Source organism: Elusimicrobiota bacterium, assembly GCA_028718185.1.
Lineage (GTDB): Bacteria > Elusimicrobiota > UBA8919 > UBA8919 > UBA8919 > JAQUMH01.
This window is the reverse complement of sequence record JAQUMH010000006.1, coordinates 1-23,273: the sequence shown is the minus strand read 5'-3', so window position 1 is coordinate 23,273 and position 23,273 is coordinate 1. Positions and strand designations below refer to the sequence as shown.

The window sequence follows — 23,273 nt, the reverse complement described above, 5'->3', positions numbered from 1 at the left end:
TATCCTTATTTTTCAATATGTTGCGGTTGTTTAGCCAATGAATAAGTATATGCTCTATGATTAGAACTAAGGTTCCTTATCATGGGTGAGATTCTGTCGTCTAATCTTACTGATTTTTCATTCCATAAACCCCATATAGCTTTCAATCTTGTAAAAATGTTTTCGAATGTATAGACTTTCTGTTGTGCCCATACTACTCCATTTTGTAATACCTCGGGAGCCATTAGTTTTGGACGAAAACACACATTTTCTCCATCATATTTATTCCAATCTTTATGTAAAATACGGCCTTCACTATTTAATCGTTCGGATAATTTTGTACCCGGGAAAGGTGTAAGTACGTGGAGAGATGCAATTTCTAATTCGGCATTCTGAACAAAATTTACTGTTTTTTCAAATACGGATACGTCATCGGAATCGTATCCGAAAATAAAAGAACCTTGAATTCCTATACCAAATGATTGTATTTTTTTAATGCTCTGTGCATACCCTTCTACTTTATTTGAATAACTTTTATTCATTTGTTCAATAACCTTTCCAGATATAGACTCAAAACCAATTAATACACTATTACATCCGCTTTTTGCAAGTAATTCCAATAATTCTTCATCATTAGCTAAATCCACTGATGCCTGAATATAATAAGATATTTTTAATGGAATCAAAACATTAAGCAGCTCTTTAGTTCTTTTTTTATTACCAATAAAATTATCATCTACAAAAAATATCCGTTTTTTTTCCAACATCATAGCTGTTTCAACTTCCTTTAAAACTTTTTCTATAGATTTATAACGATATTGTGGACCCCAAAATACTTTGACAGAACAAAATTCGCAATCAAAAGGACATCCACGAGTTGTTTGTATAGTATGAAGGTTATATGAATTGTTCTTCAACAAATCCCACCTTGGTATAGGCTGTTTTGACAAATCCGGTTTCTGAGTAGATTGATAAAATTGTTTTAGCTTGTTTTTTTTGCAATCATCAATAAGATTGCTCCAAACCTCTTCTGCTTCCCCTATTACAACAGTATCGGCATGTTGAATTGCTTCATCTGGTAACATTGAAGGATGGATCCCTCCCAAAATAACTTTTATGTTTCTTTTTCGAAATTCATCTGCTATTTCATATGCTCGTGGAGCTAAAAATGTAGATGCTGTAATTCCTACCAAATTAGTATCTATATCAAAATCTATCTGTTCAATATTTTCATCAATTATATTTACTTCTATATTAGGTGGAGTCAATGCTGCTATAGTTGCTAAAGCTAAAGGCGCAGAGTAATATTTCTTTTTCCCAAATAGAAAAGAAGAAAATTCAGTACCCCACTTTTCACTATTTCCATCTTCTACAATTTGACGTGGTGCTATCAAAGTTATTTTCATAATAATATCCTCCAATTATAAAAATTTTATATTACTTATTTAATTTTTATAAATTTTAACATTCTCATTTATTTCTGAAACCATTTTATATAATGCGTTGCGGTCGCCAGTATGTAAATAATTGTGGCTTTTATCTCCAAACTCTTTTGGACTCATTCCAGAAAACTCTGCGACAAGAAATACCTGGTCAAAAAGTTGCGTTGTCATGTTGTTTTGTGATAGAAGTTTCACAAAATTGGCTGTTTCTTCTGCTAATTTTTCAAATGATTTTCTATCAAGTAAAAAATCATCAACTTTCGGCCATAAAGGTGGCGGGCAAAGAGTATTGGTTTTATAAGTCATAGCCTTTTCAAAAAATTCTTTTGGTTTATTTATTTTAAAACCGAATTTATCCATATTTTTCTCCCATTCTGTTCCTAATGTAATTATAGGAAAAAATACCACTGTTGAATCAGGTCTTATTTTTAGCAGACGACTTAATGTTTCATTTTTAGTTGCTTCTGTTTCTCCAGGTGCCGGCATAATTATGCTGGCTATAGCATAGATACCTGCTTTCCTGCATTTTTCAATAGTATCATCTATTTGTTCTACTTTTGTTTTTTTATTTAAACTCTTACTTAATATTTCTTGAGAACCAGATTCTACTCCAAAAGCAAGAGCACAACAACCTGATTTTTTTAATTCTTTATATTCTTGTTCAGTTGAGTTCCCAATATGAGCATACGAAGAATAAACTATATTAATCCCTCTTTTTAGTAATTCACTGGCTATATTTCTTCTGTGATTCGGAGGTGGGTTTGAACCGGCAAATCTAAATCCGTGTACACCATATTTATGAATTAATGATTCTATTCTATCTACAACCTTTTTTGCATCTACTGTCCGCCAACGTCCGCCGCTTTTTAATGGATGAATACAAAAATTACAGCTATTAGGACATCCCCGACTTTCATCAATTAAAAAAATCTTTATTTTCTGGTTATCTTTCATAGCAAGATATACATCGTCATCGTATACCGGCAATGCCAATTTATTTAAATCATCAACTCTCTTCATTGGTGTAGTTATTGTTTTACCGTTTTCTTTATATATTAAGTTGGGTATATCTTTTAATAACACTTTTCCCTCAACATAATTCGCAAGTAAAGGAAGAGTTTCTTCTCCTTCTCCATATACGAGGACATCAAAGACATTTGTCACATCAAACACCCTTTCATTAAACCAGTCCACATGAGGACCTCCTGCAAAAATTGGAAGTTTTGGATTGTTCTTTTTTAGTTCTTCCGCAATAATCATTGAACCTTCAAAACCTGCTCCAGACCATAACTTAAAACCAATAAAATCAAAGTTGCCGTTCTTGACAAATTTGCTAATTTCGTTACCTATATCTTTTATACTTTTGGTTTGCCTTGATTCAATTTTTCCACTTAAATCGTAGAACATATCTAAATCTTTTGTGACAGGCTTATCACCGGCAGATATAGATTGCATAATCTTTTTTGATAGATTACGATACTCATCAGAGTATTCATAGGGAAATAATTTCTCAACTACATCTACAGTAGAACAATCCCAAATTTTTGTTTTATGGTTTTCCCTCATTAAAGCACCGGCTAAATTGGCTAACCCATTATCCGGCATAAAGTTAAATGGTTCATTAGGATAACCTGCAAAATTTATTAATAAACTATTTGTTGCCATTTTCCAAATCTCCTTTAAAAATCGGGGACGGTTCTGGTTATTTAACTCTTTCCCACTTTAGGAGAACACCCACCATGTGACCAAATTGGTTTTAGTCCTCTTTTTTTCAATATCTCTTTAAATTCTACAGAACCATATGCCCCTTCTTTGAAAAATCGTTCTTCTGTCCGTTGCTCAAACAAACCATCGTTTATATATTCTTTGTATCTCTTTTTTCTATTATCTATGTCCTCACTTAATCCCATATATTCAGGATTAATATCTATTAAATTTGATTTCTCCCCCTCTGCATATACTTTATAACTGCTCCATTTGTATTCATTAGGATATTTCACAATACCGGCACTTACGGGATTCAGTTCTACATACCTACCACATTCAAGCAGATATTTTCCATCTTGTATCAAAAAACTCTTGAATCTATCCTGGAAAAAATGTCCTATACCTTTATACAACTTACGATAATATCTCATATAACTTACCATCATCCGCTTCATTGCTTCACTCAAATTCTTTCCTATGACTGATTTTATTATTATATGGATATGATTATTCATCAACACATAATGATACACCTTCAAATTGTATTTCTCTTTATTATCTTTAATTAACTCCATAAAATAACTAAAATCTTCGCTATTTTGAAATATCGGATTACGATTGTTTCCTCGTATCATTACATGATATGTTCCATCTTCAATTGTAAATCGTGCTCGCCTCGGCATTAACTATACTCCTTTATTATACTTGAACTCTTATATCCCAAATAACCAGAACCGTCCCCGATGTTTGTTAACTGAGCCATAATTTTATTTGCGCCCATGGTTGTTATTGCTGAAGCATATGTTTTACGGTATAATTCTATTAAACATTTGTAGAAATCCTTAGTGGGTAATTTTGTCGGTAAAACAGAATGGACAAAATCATACATTTGATAGTTGTGAGTTGTTAACTCATTATATTTTTCTTTGTAGAAATCGGTACCGGGTAGCGGTGTTAAAACAGTAAAAATCGGTTGTTTCAGGTTAAGTTTTTGTACATATTCCGCTAATCTGTCAAAATCTTCTTTTATATAATTTGGATTGATTATAAAATAGGCCGCTATTTCTACCCCATTTTCTTGTAAAATACTAACTGCTTTTTCATTGTTACTAATAGTATTATGTTTATTTAACTCTTTGAGTTCGTCGTCTTTGAATGATTCCAATCCGATAAGGACCAGTTCCATTCCGATTTCTTTCCATTTTTCCACAATTTCAGGATGTCTGACAATAGTATCTGACCGAGCATATAATTTATACGTTTTTTTAATTCCTCGTTTTTTTATTAATTCGTATATTTTTTCTGCTCTTGGTATATCGTGAAGAGCATTATCTTCTGCAAAATCTATAAAATGTTCTTTGATGTTTTCCAACTCATCAACAACTGATTCGGGACTACGTACAAAATATTTCCCATTATTTATTTTCCATAAAGCACAGAAATTACATCTGAAAGGACAGCCTTTAGAAGTCATTATTGAAGCAACAGGTCGCCAGGAACCACGAAAATATTCATTACGATGATTAGCTGTTAAACTTCTGTTTGGAACAGGCATATCGTCCATATTAGATATCAACTCCCGAGGAGTCGTAAAAAATAAATCTTTCTCTCCATTTTTAAAAGCAATTCCTTTTATATTTGAAAAAATATCTTTTTTTTCAAATGCATCTACGAGTTCTTTGAAAGTTACCTCCCCCTCTCCTATTACAACTACATCAATATAGCTTTCTTTAAAATCTTCCGGTATCATAGTAGCATGATGACCGCCTATTACTGTTAATATTTGTTGATTGTATTTTTTAATTTTGAAAAGTATTTCTTTGGCAATATAGACGTCTGGTGTTAAGCTTGTAATACCGACAATATCCGGTCGGAAAGAATCTAATGTTTTAGTTAAATTATTATCAATTCTCATATCGAGAATATGAACATCATGATGGGGTATTGAAGCAGCCAGTATTTCCAAAGCAAGTGGTTCTGTAAGAAACCCGGTTCCTGCGCCGATAATATTGGGGTTGAGTGGTGGTTGAATCAATAATACTTTCATAAAAATATGACTGTCAAGGAGAATCTACTACATAATTACGGAGCAGTAGCACGTATAATATGGCACGCCAAGGGCGTGCGACTACAATTATTAAAAACTAAATAAAAGATTAAAAGAAAATGTCTATTCCTATTTCAAGGCGGTTTGTAACATAGTTGTTTTTGCCGGATACGGGTATTCTGTAATTGCTATAAACTCGTACCGGGATTTTATAAATTTTATATGCGCTGTACTTTATTTCCGGCTGAAGAAATAAATAGTCTCCGGAAGTATTTTTTTCTTTTGACTCATCATATGTTTGAGAATTTGAAGTATAGTCATCCTTCATATCAATTCTTTCTTCTATCCTCATACTCGCTGATAATCCCTGAGCAACGATATCCCGTCTCTCTAAACCGGCCGCTAACCATAATTCATCACCGATTTTCTTTTTGTAGGTATTGCCTAGACGAGCTATCTGTGCATTAGATGCATCATATTCTCCTTCAAGCTGCAAGTTATATCTTAACATCCCACTTGCTACCCATGTTTTTTCTAACAGATAATAATCCACATAATTGGTAAATTCTATATAAGTCTGTCCGGTTCCTATATCAATATCTTCCCTATCGTTCGGGTCATCAACTTTACCTGTAGGTAATTTTACTGTACTTCTAAAAGTTAACGTTAGAATATCCGTCTTATAATACCTATATTGCCCACCTAATTTAACATCCCCGATACCGGATGCTTTCTGTTCAGGTATAGTTTGTGGCTCAAGTTTATAAGAGCGATAAGTATAAGGGATAATTGTTCCAACAGATAAATCATCTGTTAATCCATAACCATACTCCATTGCCGGCACATTTTCTCTGGCATCAGATTTAAATCCGGTAACTAAAGGTACTATTTTTCTATCTTCATTATATTTTTCAGATGCCCAGGTGCTTACATAATACACCTTGAGCCAAGAACGCCCTTTCGGCAAAACCTCACCCCATGGCGCACCGGCAAAAACATCTTTAAAACTCAAAATCAATACAACCCCAATTAAACTTAAAAACAAAAATACTTTTTTCATTTTCCCCCTTTTCTACTTCTAAAATTTAGATTCTATCTTCTGTCAATTTTACTCCTTTTATTAAAAACTGTCAATAATTTTAAATATTACCGACTTTGTGCATTTTGGAAATTACTATATGATTGAGGTATCTCTACTTTGAAATCTGTAACAATATTTCTGGGAACACTTTCAGGGATACTATCATATTTTTTCAAAATCATTGAAATATTGTTACCTCCAAGTCCAAAACCATTTATTAATGCAGCATCTATCTCACAAGTTTGTGATTTATTGGGAGTGTAATTAAGGTCACAATCCGGATCTTCTTCTTCATAGTTTATTGTCGGAGGGATACATCTGTTTTTTATTGCTAAAGCCGTAGTAATGGCTTGAATTCCTCCGGTTGCTGCTAATGGTTGTCCTACCATTGATTTTATTGAACTAATCGGTGTTTTATAGGCATGTTCACCTAAAGATAGTTTAATCGCATTCGTCTCCCTTTTATCTGATAACGGAGAAGAACTTCCATGTGCATTTATGTAATCTATATCTCCTGCTTCTAAATTTCCGCTTTTTAATGCCAGTTCAATTGCTTTTGCTACTTCGTTACCCATCGGTTCCATTCTTAACATGCTAAAACCATCGTTGGTAACTCCATAACTTGCTACTTCAGCATAAATGTCAGCATTTCTTTTTAAGGCATGCTCCAAACTTTCTATTATTAGAATACCACATCCTTCGGCTAATACATAGCCATCTCTATTTTTTTCAAAAGGTCTGCTTACTTTTTCCGGTTTTTCATTTCTTCTTGAAAGAACGCCTGCTGCACAAAATGCATTAAATGCAAACGGAACTAAAGGCGCTTCACTGCCTCCTGCAATAACAATATCTGTCTTACCTGACTTTATTAAATCAAGCGCATACGCAATAGCACTTAACGCAGAAGTACATCCTGTGGATATAGTAATGTTTGGTCCTTTAATCTTTAATTCTGATGCTATTACTCCTACTGCATAATTGTTGCTTGCTCTTGCAGAAGAAAAGGGATCAAGATTTTCCCAACCCTTTTCATGAAAGACAATATGCTGCTCCTCATCAATCTCTTCTCCTCCCAGTGTATTACCAAAAGAAATCCCCATTCTATAAGGATCTTCATTCTCGGGTTTTAATGCCGAATCCTCTATTGCCATTTTAGTAGCCACTAAAGCAAATTGGGTAAACCTGCTCAACATCTTTGACTTTCTTTTTTCCATATAATTTGCCGGATTAAAGTCTGAAACTTCACCGGCTATTTTGGTTGGATATTGCGAGGTATCAAAACTACTTATTTTTTTTATACCTGATTCACCTGATGTAATTGCTTTCCAATATCTATCTTTGCCAATACCATTCGGGGCAATTATACCGACTCCTGTTATTACTGCACGATTTGACACTAATTTACCTCCTTCAAAAATCTTAAAAATCCAAAAGTGATGTCAGTGGTGTCTAATAGAAAGAGGTGCAAATTATGTGCCAACAAATAAATCAATCCTATTTGAATTTGAATTAAAAGTGTATCTTTATTTGTGCAATGGTATACAATTTATTGTGCAATCTATTTTTTGGAACGCAGGTCTAATTTGGCTTGTTTGATAATGGGGCGTAGGTTAAAAGCTTCTATTTTGAAGATAATCGCGTTTCTGTGAATACCTAAAAGTTTTGCTGCTTTTGTCTGATTCCAATTAGCTTTTTCTAAAACTTTTAATACAAATTGTTTCTCAAATTCATACCTTGCTGCTTTTAGTGAAACAGTAGCATAATAGTCCTCGGGTTTTATTTCTTGTGAAAGCAAAATATCTACAGGTAATCTTTTATGAGATATAATATTTTCTTTACTTAATGCAATTAATCTTTCCATTACATTACGTAATTCTCTAACATTTCCAGGCCAGTCATAATTACTAAGATAAGCTACTGCTTCTTCTGATACCCCGGAAACTTTTTTATTAAATTCCTTATTATATAAGTCAATGAAATAATCCACTAACATCGGTATGTCTTCTTTTCTCTCCCGTAACGCCGGTGCAAAAATCGGTATAACGTTTAATCTATAATATAAATCCTCACGAAATTGTCCTGCTTTTACAGCTTTTTTTAAATCTACATTCGTAGCAGAAATTATCCTTGAATCAATTTTTATAATTTTGCTACTGCCTATCCTCTGGATTTCACGTTCTTCTAACACTCTCAATATTTTACTTTGTATATCTAACTTTAAATTCCCGATTTCATCAAGAAAAAGAGTACCTCCACTAGATAACTCAAATCTACCTATTCTTTGGGTAGTAGCATCTGTAAATGCTCCTTTTTCATGACCGAATAATTCGCTTTCTACTAAATTTTCCGGTATAGAAGCACAATCAACAGCAATAAAAGGTTTATCTTTTCTTGAGCCCTTATTATGGATTGCCCTTGCTATGAGTTCCTTTCCGGTACCACTTTCCCCTGTAATTAAAATTGTTGAATCATTATTGCTGACTTCTGAAATCATATTAAACACTTTGGTTATTTTTTCACTTTTCCCAACCATATTTTCATATATATAATTTTTAAGCGCTGCCTTTAAATAAATTATCTGCCTGTTTAAACCCTGCTTTTCTAAAACCTTATTTATAGTTGCCAATAAATCATCTATATCAAATGGTTTGGTGATATAATCATATGCGCCTAATTTCACTGCCTGAATTGCGGTACGGACAGTCCTTACTGCTGTAATCATTATTACCTCAACTTCATTATCTTCTTTTATCTTTTTTAATGTTTCTAACCCGTCCATACCAGGCATTAGTATATCCAGAAGAACTAAGTTAACAGATTCCTTTTGTAATATTTCCAATGCCTTGGTACCATCGTTGGCAATTAAAACATTATATTTATCCTCTAATAAAATCTTATAAGATTCTATTACACTTAGGTCATCATCAACTACTAAAATAGTAGATTTAACTTCTGTCATATAACCACCTATGTTTCTTTAAAATAATTAGTTTTTATTCTCCTGATTCTTTTCTACATACCGCAACTGTTCTGCGAGAAACATCAATTTTAAACTCGTTTTTCAGTATACATTTAATTTCCCTATCAGTCAAGTGATTATTTTTTTCATTTTCAATTATTTTTTTGATTATGTCTTTTCTTATATCTTTCTTACTCGGAAAGAAAAATTGCAATGGTACTTCCTTGTTTTGTGGAGTCTCAATACTTCTGTTAGCAATTGCACGGCTAACTAAACTATTATCTGACTTTATTTCTTTTGCCAATTCCATCTGAGTATACGGTATTATATCCTTTTTATCACCTGACAATAAATAACCTTTTTGTTTTTCAGTTATTTTTTTTATCACTTGAAAAATAGTCATCTTTTTATTATTAATAAGGTTTAGATTTTCTAATAATCTATCTATTTCTTTTAATTCTTCTTTTGAAAATGTACCTTGCTTTTTTAATTTTGAAAGATTGGAATAATTAATTATATATTTCCCCTGACTGTATTTTGGAGAAAAATAATTTATAATAAAACCTTTTGAACCATCATCGTCAATTTTAGCAATTTTATAATAATTTATATTTAAATTACCTTGTATCGCTGAAGGATAATAAAATTCATTATGAACAGATAATTCATTGATTAAATTATATATTTTTTTTACATCCTTTTCAGATATTTTACATATTGAGCTTATTTCTCTAGTAGATTTTTCAACATTATTATATAGAAAGTATTTTTTTAAATTAGCTATTCCTAATTTTTTTATAATAGAAACTGTTTCTTTCCGTTTAGAAATTAACGATTCAACTTCAACATTATCTGTTCTGTTTATGTTAGCTTTTTCATTAAATTCTAAGAAATCTGAAGAAAAATCAGTTTTTGAGAATCTTCTATTACTTATTATTCTTTGATTTTTATAATAAAACGACGACAACTTTTTAAATAAGAAACCCTTTTCAACATCTTCAACTAACTGAGCGTATTTATTTTCAGGAAGTTTTATAATTTCAGACAAACGTATTTTAGCAGTAATATTAAACTTTTGTTTAAAAAAAATACCTTGTTTTTGTCTGATTTTTAAATTCATAGCAAAAAATTATGTAAGAATATAACATAACAATGCACCTTAATGAAAAATTCTTGGTTAATTTTACTTATTTTACATTATTCTGTGCAATATATCAATAGTTATATATCATTTATAAAAATAAAAAGCCCACTATGCTGGGCATTTCTAGCTTTTTAATATCATATTACTAAATGTTTTTTTATTCAGAATCGAGTTTCAGGACTGCCAGGAAGGCTTCCTGGGGGATTGATACGTTGCCGAATTGTTTCATTTTCTTTTTGCCTTCTTTCTGCTTTTCAAGAAGTTTTCTTTTGCGGGAGATATCACCGCCGTAGCATTTGGCGATGACGTCTTTCCTCAATGCACGGACATTTTCACGGGCTATGACTTTATTGGCTATTGATGCCTGGATTGGTACTTCAAATAGCTGGCGGGGAATGAGTCCTCTTAATTTTTCAACAATCTTTCTCCCATAAAATTCAGCATTATTTTTATGAATAACAAAAGAAAGAGCATCAACGGGTTCGTTATTAACAAGGATGTCTAACTTGACCAGCTCGGATTCTTTATAATCGCAAATTTCATAATCAAAAGATGCATAACCGGAAGAGACCGACTTTAAATTATCATAAAAATCTACAATGGCATCTGCAAGCGGCATTTCATACGTGAGTTTCACCTTGTCCTCAGTAATATATGTCATGTCCAGGAAATCGCCACGCTTGCCTTCACAAAGAGCCATTACATTGCCAACGAATTGGGCGGGTAAAATGATTGTGGCTAAAATATATGGTTCATAAACCTTATCAATAAACTGTTTTTCAGGAAATTTTGACGGGTTATCTATCTCAACTACAGCTGATTTATCTACATCGTTAAGCTGTAACGCCCTTGAGGGTGTTTTATTTTCTATATATTTAATTTTATACCGGACATTGGGTGCGGTAATAATCAAATTCAGGTCAAACTCACGTTGCAGCCGTTCTTTTATAATATCCATATGCAAAAGTCCCAAGAAACCGCACCTGTAACCAAAACCAAGAGCAACTGATGTTTCCGGCTGGTAAAAAAATGCAGAGTCCTCAAGATGAAGTTTCCCTATTGCTTTTGTAAGATTGTTATAATCTCCGGGATTTACCGGGTATAACCCGCAAAAAACAAATGGTTTTAATTCCTTGTAGCCGGGGTGCTGCATAGCGGTTGGATTTTCAGCGTCTGTAATTGTATCGCCGATTTTTATTTTATGAATATCTCTTATCCCGAGAATAACATAACCTACTTCACCTGCCGATAGCTTATCTGTTTTTTGCCGGCCTGCGGGTATTGAGGGATTTTGGACCTGGAAAAACCCGACTTCTTCAACGTCGAACTTTTCGCCGGTTGAGAAAAAAAGCACCTTCCTGCCATTTACAAATTCACCCTCAAAAACACGGATATAAATTATCACCCCTCTGAAAGAATCATAATGCGAATCAAAAACTAACGCTTTGAGCGGTTTTTTAACATCATCGGCAGGTTGCGGAATCTTCTCAATTATTGCATTTACAATTTTATCCGTACCAATATTTTGTTTTGCTGAAACAAGAATCGGCGGCTCTGTAATTTTCAATATTTTCTCTATTTGATACTGGGTCTTTGGAACATCAGCTTGTTTTAAGTCAATTTTATTAATTACAGGAATTATTTTTAAGTTATGCTGTTTGGCAAGTTCATAATTAGAAAGGGTTTGAGCTTCAACACCCTGCGAGGCATCTACAAGTAATAGACATCCTTCGCAAGCGGCAAGTGCACGGGAAACTTCATATGTGAAATCAACATGGCCCGGCGTATCAATAAGATTTAACTGGTAGGTTTGGTTATCAGGTGCAGTATAACTAAGCCGGACAGCTTTCGCTTTTATTGTAATCCCGCGTTCTCTTTCCAAATCCATAGCATCTAAAACTTGTCCTTTGTGCGAAGTGGTTATTGACGATGTAAACTCCAAAAGCCTGTCTGCAAGAGTAGATTTACCATGGTCAATATGGGCTATGATTGAAAAATTACGAATATTCATATAATATTTAGTGTGATTTACGCTGTTTAACTCTTTTAATTAAAAGTTCTCTGTTAGACTCGGCTAGAATTTCATCGGTTATCTTTTTGGCAGTTGCAAGATCTATTTTTCTTATTTCTTTTTTTAATCTTAAAACGGAAGAAGAAGCCACGCTAAAGTGTTCAAGCCCTAATCCTAAAAGTATTTCGGCATATGATGGGTCACCTGCCATTTCACCGCACATTGAAACCCACTTCCCTGCTTTATGACCGGCATCTATTATATTCTTCAAAAGTCTTAAAACGGAAAGATGCAACGGTTCGTAAAGATGGGTAACAAATTCATTGACTCTATCAACGGCAAGAGTATATTGTATCAAATCATTGGTCCCGATAGATAGAAAATCGGATTCTTTTGCTAAAATATCTACTGTTAATGCCGCAGACGGGATTTCGATCATTATACCAACCTCAACATCCTCGTCAAATTGAATGTTTTTACTTTTTAATTCTTGTTTGACTTCATTCAGTATGACATTTGCAGCACGAAGCTCGTCTATCCCGGAAATCATCGGATACATTATATTAACATTACCGAAAACCGACGCTCTTAAAATCGCTCTAAGTTGTGTCTTAAATATCTCAGGATATTTAAGGCAGAATCTTATTGCCCGCAGACCCATAAATGGATTTCTTTCTTCGCCCATCTCAAAAAAAGGAAGAAGTTTATCGCCGCCTAAATCCATAGTCCTGATTACCACCGGGTTAGGAAAGACCTTTTCCACAACAGACCTGTATGATTCAAACTGCTCATCTTCGGTTGGGAACTCTTTTCTATTCAAAAAAAGATACTCTGTTCTGAAAAGACCTATACCTTCCGCACCATTTGCAATTACTGATTTTATTTCGTCCGGAATTTCAATATTTGAAGCAACAACAATTTTTTGCCCGTCCATGGTAATTGCCGGCAGATCAATAAACTGGATAAGTTCCTGCTGTTCGGTTAAATAAAGATGCTGTCTTCTTTTGTAGTTATTCATTGTATCTGCATCGGGCTTAACAATAATAACACCTTCTATCCCGTCAACAATAACAGCATCACCATGGGTAATATGTGACGTAATATCTCTCATCCCTACAACTGCCGGTATTCCTAATGCTTGCGCCATAATCGCCGTGTGTGAGGTCTTGCCGCCGATATTCGTGGCAAACCCTATTACACTTTCATCTTTCATGGTAATTGTGTCTGTCGGCGTAAGATTATTAGCAAAAATAATCGAGCCTTCTGTAATATTAGTCAGTGTTTTTCTGTGAATCCCTATCAAGTGTTTCATAACTTTCTTGCCGACGTTAAAAACATCCTTTCCCCGCTCTTTAAAATACTCGTCTTCTATCTTTTCAAATGCTTGTGAATTTTCTTCAATCACTTCATGTAATGCATATTCGGCATTAATTAATTTTTTAGTTATCTTGGAAACGACGTCATTTTTAAGTGTCGGGTCTTCAACAATAAACAGGTAGGCGTCAAAAAGTTTTATGTACTTTTTGCCAAGCCGTTTCATCGCCTGATTTTTTGTTTTTTCAAGTTCATTTTTTGCATCTTCAACTGCTTTTTTAAATTTTTCTACTTCTCCATGCACTTCTTCTTTTGAAATGGTCCTTTTTATAACATAAAAATCCTCATCTTCAATAACAAATGCCTTGCCTATCGCAATACCGGACGATGCCGGGATTCCTTTATATAACATAGTTTTATGCTCCTATTAATAAATAAGTTATACCGACCAAGGTCGGCAACTACAAATATAAATTAATTATAGCACCGCAAGGCGGTGCAACTACGCTTTTAAACACAAATCTCAATCAATCTTCTTCAAATTTTCGGTCAACTAAAGCTTCAACTGCCTTTATTAATTCGTTTTCGTCTTCACCATTTGCTAAAATACGTAATTCAGTATCCATCCCTGCTGCAAGCATCATTAAACCCATTATAGATTTACCATCCACTTCTTGTCCCTCTTTAATTATCTTTACTGACGACTTAAACTTCGATGTCGTCTGGACAAAAAGAGCCGCAGGGCGGGCGTGCAATCCGAGTTTATTTTTTATTTTTACAGTTTTTTCAATCATAAATAAGTTAGTGCCGACCAAGGTCGGCAACTACTCCAACATTGTAGTGGCAGAGCTTGCTCTGCCTACATCTTCAAATCTGTTCCATATCCATTTTTAATGTAAATTTATATTTTCCTTTCGGTTCCAGTAAAAACTTTTTATTAACTGTAACTGATGAGCCTTGATATGTTTTTTCAAAACCGGCTTCGGACAGTGAAATCGTCCATATCGGGAAAACCCAGAAATCAAATAAATCCGATGCCTCCATTTTTAAATTAAAACCACCGTAAATGTCACTGATTATCAGCGATTTCATTTTTTCAAAAGATGTTTTTGCTGAAAAATTCTCTTTTCTTTCACCGGCTAAGTAGAAGCATTTTTCATCATTCGGATTTGAAAGAGCAAGATTGAACTCGCAGCCATACCATAATTCCATTGCTTTTTCGTGGTTATTTGTAATTTCATAATCTATATTTACCGCTGTCTCTTTTATGTTTATCGTTTTCAAAACCTGTATTGGAATTAAACCGCTTTCAAGCCAAAGATGGCCGTCTCGTTTTAAACTGATATCCTTTGTTTTTGTTTTCCGGCTTTTTGATTCAATATTATACGGCTGATTTACAAAATCACCGATTTCCCCGTATTCACAATCGTTATATTTTTCTAAGGTTGTTGCCTTATGAAAAAAATGGTCAAGGAGCGAACACCTGTTATACCAGTCGTACTTCAGATATTTCTGTAATCCGAGTTCCTTTGTATAATAAGCATTGTGAATTGTTTCCAGTTTTTTACCTTCTATTTTTATAGTAGCACTGTCAACTTTTCTATGATATGCTTCAAACCTCCGGGTCAGGACATCGGTTAAATTAAAACTAACCGGCTTGAAGTCAAGTTCAGTTATCGCCCCGCCATATGATGGTTTTAAATAAACATTTATATTTTTAGTAGTCGCAATTATTTCTTTTTGACCGTCTTTGTCAAAATCACAGATTTCTGTTGATGGCGGAATTGAATTCTCTGCTTCTATCAGATTTTTGTAAATTGCGTGCCTCAAATGCGGAAGATATAAACCCCCGAAAATTCCGTGCCAATACGCACAATTACACTGACCTTTATACAAAAGGTTTACAGGGTCATCTGAACCTGACTCTTTTAACGACTGTGCAGCTGTATCATTTTTTAATTCTTTTATTTTTTCACTAATATAAAGCATTTTTTTGTGCATGTTGTTTGATTCTGAATATTTTGTCAGGAAATTTCTCCAGAACCCGCCTTTTAAAAACCTTTTCAGGTTGTCGTCCGAATTAATAATAGCTTCTTCAAAATCAACTTGTGTTTTGGCAGGGAGTGACCATTCACTCATTTCAAAATACGAAGTTGCCATAAGATAAATCCTGTCTACTGCAGGATATTTTTTAATATATTCTGAAAATGTCGTTATATTAATCCAATCGGAATTTTGTTCTAAAAGCACAAGAAATTTTTCAAGCCATTTTTCTTCATAACATGTTTTATATGTTTCGGGCCAAATGCCGAATTTTTCGCCGTCATCAGCCATAACAAGTAAAGTTGAAGGGTCATCGGATGCTTCACTCTTAAGGTAATTTATCGTATCTTCCGGTTGCGCAAACGGCATAGTGTATCTTAATTTCTGGCATATGGGGAATATTTTAAGCGGTACTCCCTGGTCCTCTGTTATAAAATAGCCGCGCAGTTTTTTTTCATCAATACCGGAAGCAAGAAAATGCGCATCATCAAGAACAATATATTCAACGCCTGCTTCGTTTAATATCTTAGCAAGTGTCGGCTCCCAAACCCGTTCAGCAAGCCACAATCCTTTCGGAGTGCATAAAAACTCTTTTTTTATATAATCGGTTAGTTTTTTTATTTGACCGTTCTTATCAATATCAGAAATTACAGGTAAGATAGGTTCATGATATCCGCCGGTCAACATTTCCGCCTGACCTTTTTTTACGAGTAATTTAAGACGGCTGATTATATCCGGTCTATTCTTCTCAAGCCAATCGATAAGACACCCTGTATAATGGATTACTATTTTTACCTTAGGATGTTTCTCAATAACACTTAAAAACGGCTCGTATGCCGTCTTTACAGCCCACTCAAAAACATTGTCAAAATTCCCTACAGGTTGATGGTTGTGTACTCCAAAAATAAAATTTATTTTTTTCATTTTTTAAGCGCCCCTCTTTTAAGACTGTGTAATGTAGATTCTGAAATTAGGGAAATAGAAATTGACAGAAATATGCTTTGCGAAACTTATTGTAATTTATGGAAACTTGTTGTTTTATTTTTTTCAAATCCGCCGATGGCTTAGTGGCGGACTACTAATTTCTATTTATTTCTACCAATTTCAATATATTCCTCCAGTCTCCTAATATCTATTTTTAATCTTTTATCACTACTTTAGCAAAATCCCTAAAATCAATTTCTGAAAAAACAGTATCTATGTTTTCGGTTTCTTTCAAAAATGTAAGAAACTCATTAGTTTCAATACCTTGTTCTTCTATCGCAGCAGCAAGACGGCAAAAACGGTTAAAATGTAAAAGAAATCTTTCAGTAGCATATTCTTTCGCCTGTTTTGTTGTAATTAAAAAAGCCCAATCAGATGATTGTAGCAAAAGCAGTTCCCGTGCTGCTTGTTTTAATGTTCTTAAGGTATTAGCCGGAATATTATTATTCTTAAATATCTGGACAACATCCTCCATTTGAAGCTCGGCATCATGAATATAAGGCCACATCCACTTTGTTTCCGGGTTAAGCCACATATAATGGTTGCTGTCCTCACCCCAGGATGACTCGGCAATTTCAGCAACACATTTCGGTTTATGTTCCTGCAAATACTCAGATGGCGTTAGAAGCGATACTTTCGGATTTTGGGATATTTTGATTAATACCTGTTTTAACCATTCAATACCCTCAAACCACCAGTGCCCGAAAAGTTCAGCATCATACGGAGCGGTAATCATTCCATAATCGCCATTTTTTTTATTAAATTCGTCAAGTTTTCTTTCCACAACATTACTGAAATGCCCGGCATCTTCTTTTATTTTTTCAGAAACATTTTTTAAATTATAAATTTCTTTTAATCCTAAATCGACTTTTGTTGAAGTAACCCGCCAATACTGCAAACCTGAATCATAATCATTCTTGTAAAATTCACGATATTTACCATCAGCAGGATACCCATGTTCACTGGACCACACTAATTGCCCTGTCTCTTTGTCTCTTCCAAAAACCGCAACACCATCTCTCGTAAGATACGGCAATAAAGTCGTCTGTTCTATTTTTTTATTCTCACAAAACGCCTGACCGCATTCTATTCCGGAACTATCAACAATAAAATATTCCACACCTAAATCGCATAGGAATTTATCAAGAGAAGGACTACGGTATGATTCTTTATTGCCTGCCTGAACATTTTTCCCCTGCCTGTAGGCACACTCAGGAAGCCATACACCTTTTGGTTTTCTATCAAAATGTTTTTTATATGTATCAATCCCGATTTTTAACTGTGCATAAATTGAAGAATCGCAGGATAAAAGCGGCAGATACCCGTTAGTTGCTGCGGATGTCATAATTTCTATGTTGTTGTCATCCTGCAGTTTTTTAAAAGCCGCTATAATATTCCGTTGATATTTATTTTTGAAATTATCAAGAATCTTTACAAAAATATTTCTATAAAATTCAGCAAGGCACTTATAATCGGACTGGTGCCTTGCAGAAAACTTTTCAATATCAAATTCAGCACGTTTAATTTTTTCGGAAACAAATTCTTCAAACCTTTTTATAAAATATTCATCCGCCAGTTGTTCTATTAAAACAGGGGTAATATCTATTGTTGCTTTATAGGGAATATTATTTTCTTTAAGTTCATAAAAAACATCCAGAAGCGGAATATACGTTTCTAAAAGACCTTCTAACAACCACTCTTCCCCAAACGGCCAAGTCCCAGCTTTTTTTACATAAGGTATATGACTATGTAATATAAAGCAAAAACCCCCATTAGCATTTTTCATACCAGCTACAATTATACTTCAATTATATTATTTTTCAAGGAAAATTTTCCACGATTAGTTTTGTAATAGGTAAAACCGGCAAGGTGGGTTAATATTGAATTACTGATGTCTTACCTACTTGTCTTGCACCATGTAAGACAATGACATCTTTTGTATCAATAAATTGTTTTATGTATTTAACTATCTCTCTTTTTAATATTTGCATAAATACCTCCAAATATAAACCTATGTGTAGTATACACTATATTTAATATAATGTCGAGTGATAAATCGTTCATATTTCAACTTTCAGGGGCATGTCAATTATGTTCAAATACACATTAACATTTGGTATAATGAATGGGGGCAGATCACTTTACAACCTTATTTACTCCAATTAATTCACTAATACTGTTTATAAATAGCTTGTCGCCAAAATATATCTGCCCGGTTACTTTCAAGAACCAAAACCCTTTTATTTTTAATGTGAAACGGTCATGGTTCTTAATCTTATCTACTCTTATTGCCTGTTACTAATTGCTTTAAAAAATTTACTTTATTTTGAATATCTTTATCATTTGGTGCTAAACTTAAAGCGATTTCAAATTCTTGAAGTGATTTAAAATATTCTTTCTGCTCATAATATAAAATGCCTAAATTGTTATGTGCTTTTGTATAATTTGGATTTAACCTTATCGCTTCTTTGTATTCTTTCACAGCTTCATCAAATCTTTTTAAATTGTGGAGTAAAAAACCAAGATTATAGTGTGATTGTGCAAGATGCGGATTTATTTCTATGAGGATCCTTAGCTCATTCTCTGTTTCTCCAAGTTTTTTTGAATTATATAGCAATGTTCCTAGGTTATTTCGTGCCTCTATATAATTAGGATTTATCCTTAATGCTTCCCTATATTCTTTTTCAGCTCCTTCAAATCTTTTTGTATCATTTAGTAAAACTCCGAGATTAAAGTGTGCTTCTGCATAATTCGTATTTATTTTTATCGCAACTCTATATTCATCTTCAGCTTCTTTAAATCTTTTTAAATTTTTAAACAAAGATCCTAGACTGTTATGTGTATATTCATTATCTGGCTTTATCTTTATCTCTTCTATATATTCTTTCTCCGCTTCATTATATCTTTTTAAATCTTCTAATAAAAGTCCATATTTATAGTGAACATCTACACAATTTTGATTTAAATTTATAGCTTCCCTATATTCTTTCTCTGCTTCATTATATCTTTTTGATTCACGTAGCAGATCTCCAAGATTGATGTGCGACGGTATGTTATTAGGATATTTTGAAATAACGTCTTGCCACAAAAGAATCGGTTGTTGAAAAAGCTGATTTCTTCTAAATGTAAATATTGATAGCAAAACTATATGTATTAGTAGCAAACTAATTAACATTTTATCTTGAACTTTTAACTTAGATATAATATTTAAATTGTTACCTAATACTGTTTTGGTAGAAAACAATAAAAAGTAGAGAATTATAATCGTTAAATAAAAACCAAATCCTGAAATATACAAACGGTTATCGACCATGGAACTAGTAGTAGAAAAAAAACTTGATGTTGGTGATAAAGTAATGAAATACCATAAAATGGAAAACAAAAATATTTTCGTCATACTTGTTCTTTTCTTATATAACCACCAACTTATTATCAAAACTGCCATAATAACTATGAACGAAACTATTATCTGGGGTTCATATACCGTTTTGACAGAGTAATATACACCACGGTATATGCAAACATCAATAGGCACTAGAAGAAGCAGAAAGTATTTAAGTACCACGTAGCACTGACTAGCAAGATACAATAAAGGTTTACATAAATTTTCTGCCTCCAAATCACCAATTCCCCCAAAATAAAAATATCTAAATAACAAAAAAACAATAATTAAAAGTCCGAAAATTATATAATAATATTTATTTTTAATAACTTTTTGCATGTCAAAGTTACTCAAAAATATATAGTCAAAAATTAAAATAATTACTGGAAGTGTAATGGCGTCCTGTCTTGAAAATAATGCTAAAATAAAACTTAATACTGATATACAGTAATATAGCAACTTTTTCCTTTCTATTGCTAGTACAAAAAATATTAAAGATGATAAATAGAAAAATGCCATCAAAACCGTAGAGCGACTGAATACATATGATACCGAACTTGTATTAACAGGATGGATTGCAAAAAATAAAGCTACAAAAAATGGTAATGAAATCGAATCTTTATTATAAGCATATAAAATAATTTTCCTTGTCAAAATAAATATCAATATAGATGTTAATATGTGAACAATAAGATTAAATAAATGGTAACCAAATGGGTTTAATTTTCCAAAATAATAATTTACCGTGAAAGTAAGATACGTTAAAGGTCTGGAAGGGTCATTCCTTTTAAAATTTTTATTCTCATTATATTTATAAATAAGCCTGGTTGTAATATTGTCTAATCTTTTTATATCGGGGTTTTCTACTATTTTTGCTATATCATCAAATATAAACGGTGCATGAAGAGAAGGCAAGTAGATAATTGTTGTAACAATAATTATCAAACTAATTGCAAACCATTTTTTTTCAATAAGTTTTTTCATATTTAAAAGTATATTATATTTTAGTGTATTTTACAAGAAAAGATTTTGTGGTTAGAATTTTATACTAAAACTGATTCTATGTGTGTTGCCAAGGTCACCGTAGGATATAAATATACCCTCTCGCCTCTTTCCTCGCTCTGCAGAAGAGGATAAAAAAGAAGCAGTCAGGCTCGGCAATTACATAAAAACATTATAAGTAATTTTTGTAATCAATATTCGGAAAGATATTGTCCCTGTTCTCAAGGTCGGATAAAAAACCTTCGTCTATCTGATTTCTTTCTATTTGTTCAAATAAGATAGTAAACTGGGAAATATGGTTTTTTGTTCTTTTATGAGCATACTGAACCATAGTGCCGGATGTCATAATAAACGCCCAATCGGATGCCTGTGCAAGCAGTAATTCTCTTGCTGCCTGGTTAAGGGCACGTTTTTTTAATTGCTGGGCATCGGGGTTCTTTCGTGCAATTTCAACCATTCTCTCGGCGGCTTTATGAAGATGCCGGTAAACCCAGTCATTTGTACCATTAAGCCAGAATTCGTTATAACCTTTGTCTCCCCAAGATGACATGGACAACTGTAGTACCTGGTTATCCGGTTGAATTTGCAAATATTCCGAAGGTGTTATTGTCTTTATAGTTTTTTGGTCAAAATGTATTTTCCTGAATAAATACTCTAAAAAGTCAGGTCCCTCATACCACCAGTGACCGAAAAGTTCGGCATCATACATTGAAACGACTATCGGCTTTCTCTTCAATAAGTTTAAAAGATAATCTACCTGCTGCTGGCGATTGAACATAAAATTACCGGCATGACTTGCTGCTGCTTCTTTCGCTTCATCATAATTATACGGTTGTTTGTCCGCGAGATTAACGTTTCCGGTTATTTTATAATTTTTTATACCTACATTTCTCCTTATACCGTCAGAATGCAAGTATGATTTAATATATTCATAATCCAGGTCATAACCAACATCCCTGTAAAATTCCCTATATCTGAAATCGCCGGGATACCCGATATCTGCAGACCATACCTGGTGTGCCGATTCCATGTCCCTTCCAAAAGCAGCTACACCGGACGGGCAATAGACCGGTGCAAAAACCCCATACCTGGGACGTGGTGTTCCATATAAAATACCGTGAGTATCAACAAAAAAATATCTTAAGCCGTTCTCTTTTAATATATTATCTACACCAGGGGTATACCCGCATTCGGGAAGCCATATACCCTTGGGCGCCCTGCCGAATTTTTCTTTATAATCAGAAACCCCTACCGCTATTTGTGCTCTTTTTGAATTATCACTAATCATTAACGGTAAGAATCCGTGCGTAGCACCGCAAGTAATAATTTCAAGTTTGCCTGTATCCTGGATTCTTCTAAATGCATTTATTAAATTACCGCCGCACTTGTCAAAAATTTCACGGCACTTTTTTAATTTCTTGTTGTACATCTGTGCTGTATTGTAGAATTGTCCCTGGTTTTTGGTCCTGAAAAGTTCCTTTTCGGAAAGCTCTACCAGTTTGCCAAGATACCGCTTGTACCTGTACTGCAAAAGTTCATCCGCAAACATTCCGCACAGGGTCGGAGTAAGTGACATTGTTATACGGAAATCAACACCATCCGATATAAGTCGTTCAAACATATCCAGAAGAGGAATATATGTTTCTGTAATACCTTCAAACAACCAGTCCTCTTCCAAAAAATCATCATGTTCAGGATGGCGAATGTAAGGAAGATGAGCATGTAAAACCAGACACAAATAACCTTTTTCCATAATTTAATATCCTTTATAACAAGTCAAGCTTGCCAAGGGCCTAGCGACAACTACAAAAATTAATTATATTGTAGTTTCACGCTCTCGGCGTGATATTATTGAAATTCCCGGACATCAACTTTAACCTGGAGTTCATTTTGCACCATTAGATGGTGCCTCTACAAGCTATTTATTGGCACCATGAGATGGTGCAGCTACAAATTAATTAACTGTCTATTTGGTTTTTCTTTCTGCTGTTATCTTTATTTTACGTTCTTCTACTTTATCTTCAGAGACTGCTTTTATATCAAATACTTTATCACCATCAGGAAAATCTACCCTTATAGAAAATGTCCCGTCAGGATTCAACTTTACCGCTTTCCCGTTTATCGTTAGCGCTGCTGTAGGCTCTGTCGCTCCATATACTATCAATTCTGCATCCGCCA

General features: G+C 33.6%; 16 protein-coding genes. All 16 read right to left on the bottom strand.

The features are described 5' to 3' along the window. Positions 1–5: 5 nt before the first annotated feature. The gene (locus PHE88_08535; GenBank protein MDD5687862.1) at positions 6–1,385 is read right to left on the bottom strand and encodes a radical SAM protein; all 1,380 of its coding nucleotides are present in this window, start codon (positions 1,383–1,385) and stop codon (positions 6–8) included. Positions 1,386–1,424: 39 nt separating this feature from the next. Further along, positions 1,425–3,086 carry a radical SAM protein gene (locus PHE88_08530; GenBank protein MDD5687861.1) on the bottom strand — a complete coding sequence of 554 codons (1,662 nt, stop codon included), beginning with the start codon at positions 3,084–3,086 and terminating at the stop codon, positions 1,425–1,427. Positions 3,087–3,127: 41 nt separating this feature from the next. Beyond that, the gene (locus tag PHE88_08525; protein MDD5687860.1) at positions 3,128–3,811 is read right to left on the bottom strand and encodes a transposase; all 684 of its coding nucleotides are present in this window, start codon (positions 3,809–3,811) and stop codon (positions 3,128–3,130) included. Next, on the bottom strand, positions 3,811–5,175 hold the full coding sequence (locus PHE88_08520) for a radical SAM protein (GenBank protein MDD5687859.1): 1,365 nt from the start codon (positions 5,173–5,175) through the stop codon (positions 3,811–3,813). Before PHE88_08520 ends, PHE88_08525 begins: the two co-directional genes overlap by 1 nt. A gap of 109 nt (positions 5,176–5,284) precedes the next feature. Then, entirely contained in the window at positions 5,285–6,235 is a 951-nt protein-coding gene (locus PHE88_08515) for a hypothetical protein (protein MDD5687858.1), read from the bottom strand. 86 nt (positions 6,236–6,321) lie between these two features. Further along, positions 6,322–7,653, bottom strand: a complete 1,332-nt coding sequence (locus PHE88_08510) for a beta-ketoacyl-ACP synthase II (GenBank protein ID MDD5687857.1) — start codon at positions 7,651–7,653, stop codon at positions 6,322–6,324. 161 nt (positions 7,654–7,814) lie between these two features. Beyond that, positions 7,815–9,215: a sigma-54 dependent transcriptional regulator gene (locus PHE88_08505; protein ID MDD5687856.1), complete on the bottom strand. Its 1,401-nt coding sequence runs from the start codon at positions 9,213–9,215 to the stop codon at positions 7,815–7,817. A 34-nt stretch (positions 9,216–9,249) separates the two neighbouring features. Further along, on the bottom strand, positions 9,250–10,335 hold the full coding sequence (locus PHE88_08500; GenBank protein ID MDD5687855.1) for a hypothetical protein: 1,086 nt from the start codon (positions 10,333–10,335) through the stop codon (positions 9,250–9,252). Between the two features lie 181 nt (positions 10,336–10,516). Next, positions 10,517–12,370, bottom strand: a complete 1,854-nt coding sequence (gene lepA, locus PHE88_08495; GenBank protein ID MDD5687854.1) for a translation elongation factor 4 — start codon at positions 12,368–12,370, stop codon at positions 10,517–10,519. Positions 12,371–12,377: 7 nt separating this feature from the next. Next, positions 12,378–14,096 carry a phosphoenolpyruvate--protein phosphotransferase gene (gene ptsP / locus PHE88_08490; protein ID MDD5687853.1) on the bottom strand — a complete coding sequence of 573 codons (1,719 nt, stop codon included), beginning with the start codon at positions 14,094–14,096 and terminating at the stop codon, positions 12,378–12,380. A 115-nt stretch (positions 14,097–14,211) separates the two neighbouring features. Next, positions 14,212–14,478, bottom strand: a complete 267-nt coding sequence (locus PHE88_08485; protein ID MDD5687852.1) for an HPr family phosphocarrier protein — start codon at positions 14,476–14,478, stop codon at positions 14,212–14,214. Between the two features lie 73 nt (positions 14,479–14,551). Then, positions 14,552–16,651: a DUF1926 domain-containing protein gene (locus PHE88_08480; GenBank protein MDD5687851.1), complete on the bottom strand. Its 2,100-nt coding sequence runs from the start codon at positions 16,649–16,651 to the stop codon at positions 14,552–14,554. Positions 16,652–16,865: 214 nt separating this feature from the next. Beyond that, a complete protein-coding gene (locus PHE88_08475; protein MDD5687850.1) occupies positions 16,866–18,497 on the bottom strand; it encodes a DUF1957 domain-containing protein in 1,632 nt (543 codons plus the stop codon). Between the two features lie 489 nt (positions 18,498–18,986). Further along, entirely contained in the window at positions 18,987–21,077 is a 2,091-nt protein-coding gene (locus PHE88_08470) for a tetratricopeptide repeat protein (protein MDD5687849.1), read from the bottom strand. Between the two features lie 190 nt (positions 21,078–21,267). Continuing rightward, positions 21,268–22,848, bottom strand: a complete 1,581-nt coding sequence (locus tag PHE88_08465) for a DUF1957 domain-containing protein (protein MDD5687848.1) — start codon at positions 22,846–22,848, stop codon at positions 21,268–21,270. Between the two features lie 213 nt (positions 22,849–23,061). Further along, positions 23,062–23,273: hypothetical protein (locus PHE88_08460; GenBank protein MDD5687847.1), on the bottom strand; the 212-nt coding region annotated here is incomplete at its 5' end.

Excerpts from the sequence above, each read along its gene's own strand:
- PHE88_08535 (MDD5687862.1), bottom strand. The coding sequence starts at position 1,385 with ATGAAAATAACTTTGATAGCACCACGTCAAATTGTAGAAGATGGAAAT.
- PHE88_08530 (MDD5687861.1), bottom strand. The coding sequence starts at position 3,086 with ATGGCAACAAATAGTTTATTAATAAATTTTGCAGGTTATCCTAATGAA.
- PHE88_08525 (MDD5687860.1), bottom strand. The coding sequence starts at position 3,811 with ATGCCGAGGCGAGCACGATTTACAATTGAAGATGGAACATATCATGTA.
- PHE88_08520 (MDD5687859.1), bottom strand. The coding sequence starts at position 5,175 with ATGAAAGTATTATTGATTCAACCACCACTCAACCCCAATATTATCGGC.
- PHE88_08515 (MDD5687858.1), bottom strand. The coding sequence starts at position 6,235 with ATGAAAAAAGTATTTTTGTTTTTAAGTTTAATTGGGGTTGTATTGATT.
- PHE88_08505 (MDD5687856.1), bottom strand. The coding sequence starts at position 9,215 with ATGACAGAAGTTAAATCTACTATTTTAGTAGTTGATGATGACCTAAGT.
- PHE88_08500 (MDD5687855.1), bottom strand. The coding sequence starts at position 10,335 with ATGAATTTAAAAATCAGACAAAAACAAGGTATTTTTTTTAAACAAAAG.
- lepA (MDD5687854.1), bottom strand. The coding sequence starts at position 12,370 with ATGAATATTCGTAATTTTTCAATCATAGCCCATATTGACCATGGTAAA.
- ptsP (MDD5687853.1), bottom strand. The coding sequence starts at position 14,096 with ATGTTATATAAAGGAATCCCGGCATCGTCCGGTATTGCGATAGGCAAG.
- PHE88_08485 (MDD5687852.1), bottom strand. The coding sequence starts at position 14,478 with ATGATTGAAAAAACTGTAAAAATAAAAAATAAACTCGGATTGCACGCC.
- PHE88_08480 (MDD5687851.1), bottom strand. The coding sequence starts at position 16,651 with ATGAAAAAAATAAATTTTATTTTTGGAGTACACAACCATCAACCTGTA.
- PHE88_08475 (MDD5687850.1), bottom strand. The coding sequence starts at position 18,497 with ATGAAAAATGCTAATGGGGGTTTTTGCTTTATATTACATAGTCATATA.
- PHE88_08470 (MDD5687849.1), bottom strand. The coding sequence starts at position 21,077 with ATGAAAAAACTTATTGAAAAAAAATGGTTTGCAATTAGTTTGATAATT.
- PHE88_08465 (MDD5687848.1), bottom strand. The coding sequence starts at position 22,848 with ATGGAAAAAGGTTATTTGTGTCTGGTTTTACATGCTCATCTTCCTTAC.